Source organism: uncultured Leptotrichia sp. (genome assembly GCF_938036635.1).
Classification (GTDB): Bacteria; Fusobacteriota; Fusobacteriia; order Fusobacteriales; family Leptotrichiaceae; genus Leptotrichia; species Leptotrichia hongkongensis.
Genome location: NZ_CALHQO010000346.1, coordinates 1 through 3,722, shown reverse-complemented (window position 1 = coordinate 3,722; position 3,722 = coordinate 1). Strand labels below are relative to the sequence as shown.

Sequence of the window (3,722 nt, the reverse complement as noted above, 5' to 3'; positions counted from 1 at the left end):
AATTTTCAGAAGATGTTTTTATGATGAACAATATAAGTATGAAAAGAAAGGTAGGAGACATAATAGAAGGAAATCTGTTTATATCTTGGATAACAGAATTTGAAAAAACAAATGAAGAATTAATGTATGTACAAAAAAATGAATATGATGGGATAGCAGCAGTAGTAGAAATAACAGAAGTCATAAATAAATTAACTTATTATGCAAAAAATTCTATTGTAGACAGAGATATAATTCTGGATATGGAAAAAGATATGGATTTAAAAAAAGGAGATAGGATTTATATAGAAGGAAGTTTACAGATAGAACTTGAAGAATACAAGGAAAGACTTGGATTATTGGAAGATTGGAAAAGATAATGTAATAATTTCTTTTCCTTTAGAAAAAAGATTGGGTGTTTCTAAGGGAACATTTGAAAACTCACTGGAAGGATTTACAAGTCCGAATGAATACGAAGAAAGCATGAAGAAAGGAAACAAAGAGATTGCTTAAAAATAGTCTAAATTTTGGGGGACACTCTATTTTTATTTAGATGAAATGATATTTACTTTTTTGTGCTATATTTATTTTAACAACATGCAGAAAAAAAGATGTATTAAAACAAGCAAAAAACAAGCAATAAAGTTTAGGAATTAATTTAAGTTCAAGATTTTAATACTTGGAAAGATAAAAAGAAATTTGGGTATGCATAAAAAAGCAGGATATAAAGTTTTATAATTTTTTAGGACAGGGAGAAAATGTTAGTCTTCTTGTTTTTATATACTTTTGCCATTGTCATTTTGCAATTTATGGGATATAATAAAATTGATGTTTCTTGAAAGGAGTTACACCAGTGAGTAAATATAAGGAAGTTTATAATGATATAAAGGAAAAGATTACAAACGGGACATTTAAGGCAAGAGAATTTTTAAAAAGCGAATCTGAACTTGCACGTAAATATTCATATTCAAAAGATACGATAAGAAAAGCCTTGTCAATGCTTGAACTGGATGGATATATTCAGAAAATTAAAGGAAAAAATTCGATGGTTCTTGAGAATGGAAGATTTAAAAATAGCCTGTCAAATTTACGTACTTCAAAGGAACTGAATCAAATTGAAAATATTAATATAAAAACCAATCTTATTGATTTGAGACTTATTCAGGGAGACTCTGAACTTATGAGAATTTTTGAAGTATCTGAAGAAGCTTTGTTTTATAGGGTTTTACGTACAAGAGTTTTGGATGGGGAAGCGCTTGAATATGAAAAGACTTACTTTGATAAGCGAATTGTACCATTTTTAGATAAAAAAATTGCAGAAAGTTCAATTTACGATTATCTTGAAAAAAAATTACATCTAAAAATATCCCATTCACGACGAGATATAAAATTTAGATATGCTACTGAAGATGAAAAAAAACATATGGATTTAAAAGACTTTAATCTAGTTGTCGTAATTGAAAGCCATACTTATCTTTCTAATGGAACATTGTTTCAGTATGGCGTAAATTTATATAGGCCAGATAAATTCGTTTTTTCAACAGTGGCAAAAAGATAGGCAAGGTGAAAATTTGTGAGAATTTTAGTAATTGAAGATGAAAAGAATCTGAATGATATAATTGTAAAAAAGCTAGTATCGGAAAAATATTGTGTAGATAGCTGTTTTAATGGAAATGATGCACTGGAATATATTTTTTCTGTTGAATATGATGTTATTATTTCTGATATTATGCTTCCTGGGATAGATGGATTTGAAATTTTAAGAAGAATAAGGGAGAAAGAAATAAAAACACCTGTTTTACTATTAACTGCAAGAGATGGAATAGAGGACAGGGTAAAGGGGCTTGACTATGGAGCTGACGATTATTTAGTAAAACCATTTGCTTTTGATGAACTGATGGCAAGAATAAGAGTGCTTTTAAGAAGAAATCCGTCAAGCAGTAATTTAAATGCAAGCAATATATTCTCAATTGCAAATTTAACAGTAAATTGCAACTCTCACGATGTTTTTCGAGATAAAACGCCAATAAAGCTGTCAACTAGAGAATTTACAATTTTGGAATATATGATTAGAAATAAAGAGCGTGTGCTTTCAAGGGAACAAATTGAGCAGCATATATGGAATTATGACTATGAAGGCGGTACAAACGTGATAGATGTCTATATCAGATATTTAAGAAGAAAAATTGACAAGGATTTTGAACCTAAATTAATTCATACAATTCGTGGAGTCGGCTATGTATTAAAGGCTGAATAGGTTTTAAATTTTAAATAAAAAGGAATAAAAATAAACAATGAAAAGATTTTTTAATAATAGTTCAATAAAGTTAAAAATTGGTTTATGGTACATGGGAATTATGATTTTGCTTGTATTTTCATCACTGGCTATAGTTTTTTATATCAGTGAAAATATTATTCATTCGAGTGTACGAACTTATCTAAAAGATGTAGTAATTCATAGGCTTGATTATTTAACTATAAAAAATGGAGAAATTATAATTGACAGCAACTTTGATACAATGATTCAGAATGTGGAAATTGCCATTTATGACAAGGATTTCAAATTCCTTTATGGAAATTCACCAAATGGTTTTGAGATGGACAATAGAAAGTCAAAGGATAATAAAATTATGATTATTAGAAGCAATAATCAGAAATGGTATGTCTATAACAAGAAAATTGAACTTGGAAATTATGGAAAAGTATGGATTCGAGGAGTAATGCCTAATATTGGGCAATCAAGTGCCATTGAAACAGTTATTCAGATTTCCTTTGTAATTTTGCCATTTTTTCTTATACTTTCAGCAATTGGAGGCTACATTATTACAAAAAATGCCTTTACGCCAATTGAAAAGATTAGAAGAATTGCAGAAAAAATTAACGAAGGAAACGACTTGTCACAGCGAATAAATCTTGGAAAAGGCGATGATGAGCTTCACACACTTGCAAATACTTTTGATATAATGTTTGATAGGCTTCAGACATCTTTTGAAAATGAAATTCAGTTTACTTCGGATGTTTCACATGAATTAAGAACACCGATTACAGTAATTTTGACGCAGGCGGAGTACGGGAAAGACTCAATAAGTTCAGTCGAAGATGCACAAAAATCCTTTGGAATTATTGAAAAAGAAGGACAAAAAATGTCAAAACTAGTCTCACAATTATTAACTTTAGCGAGAATGGAACGAGGAAGACAAAAACTGAATATTGAAAACATCAATTTGAGTGAATTGCTAGAAATGATTATTGAAACTCAGACTTTAAGTGCAAAGACTAAAAATATAAAATTTGTTACAAAAATAATGCCTGAAATTTATGCAAGTATTGATGAAATGATGATTATGCGAGTTTTTACAAATCTAATTTCAAATGCAATTTCGTATGGAAAACAGAACGGAACAGTTACAGTTGAATTATTTCTTCAAAAAAATAGGATTGTCAGTAAAATTTCAGATGATGGAATAGGCATTTCGGAAGACAAGCTGGATAAGATATGGTTAAGATTTTATCAAGTAGATCCGTCTAAAAATGGAGATAATTCAGGACTTGGACTTTCTATGGTAAAAAAAATTATAGAACTGCATAGAGGAGAGATTTTTGTAGAAAGTGAACTTGGGAAAGGTACAACTTTTACAATAATTTTATAAAATCTGAAAAGAATTAAAAAAATTTACGTTCTAAAATACCGATGAATAGCGAATAATATACAAAACTGAAAAAAATTTTTAAAAAATTAAAAG

The 3,722-nt window shown here is 28.8% G+C and carries 5 protein-coding genes; all 5 read left to right on the top strand.

Features of this window, described 5'->3' with window-relative positions; all coding sequences use genetic code 11:
• Positions 1 to 359 (top strand): hypothetical protein (locus tag Q0370_RS06930; protein WP_299573852.1); only part of this gene is annotated, 359 nt, incomplete at its 5' end.
• On the top strand, positions 310 to 492 hold the full coding sequence (locus tag Q0370_RS06925) for a hypothetical protein (RefSeq protein WP_299573849.1): 183 nt from the start codon (positions 310 to 312) through the stop codon (positions 490 to 492). The genes Q0370_RS06930 and Q0370_RS06925, both read left to right, overlap by 50 nt.
• Before the next feature lie 340 nt (positions 493 to 832).
• Complete coding sequence (locus Q0370_RS06920; protein ID WP_299573846.1) at positions 833 to 1,537, top strand: UTRA domain-containing protein; 705 nt, start codon at positions 833 to 835, stop codon at positions 1,535 to 1,537.
• 15 nt (positions 1,538 to 1,552) lie between these two features.
• Positions 1,553 to 2,236 carry a response regulator transcription factor gene (locus Q0370_RS06915; protein WP_299573843.1) on the top strand — a complete coding sequence of 228 codons (684 nt, stop codon included), beginning with the start codon at positions 1,553 to 1,555 and terminating at the stop codon, positions 2,234 to 2,236.
• 37 nt (positions 2,237 to 2,273) lie between these two features.
• Positions 2,274 to 3,629, top strand: coding sequence for a cell wall metabolism sensor histidine kinase WalK (locus Q0370_RS06910; protein ID WP_299573840.1), 1,356 nt, complete (start codon positions 2,274 to 2,276; stop codon positions 3,627 to 3,629).
• Positions 3,630 to 3,722: the final 93 nt, after the last annotated feature.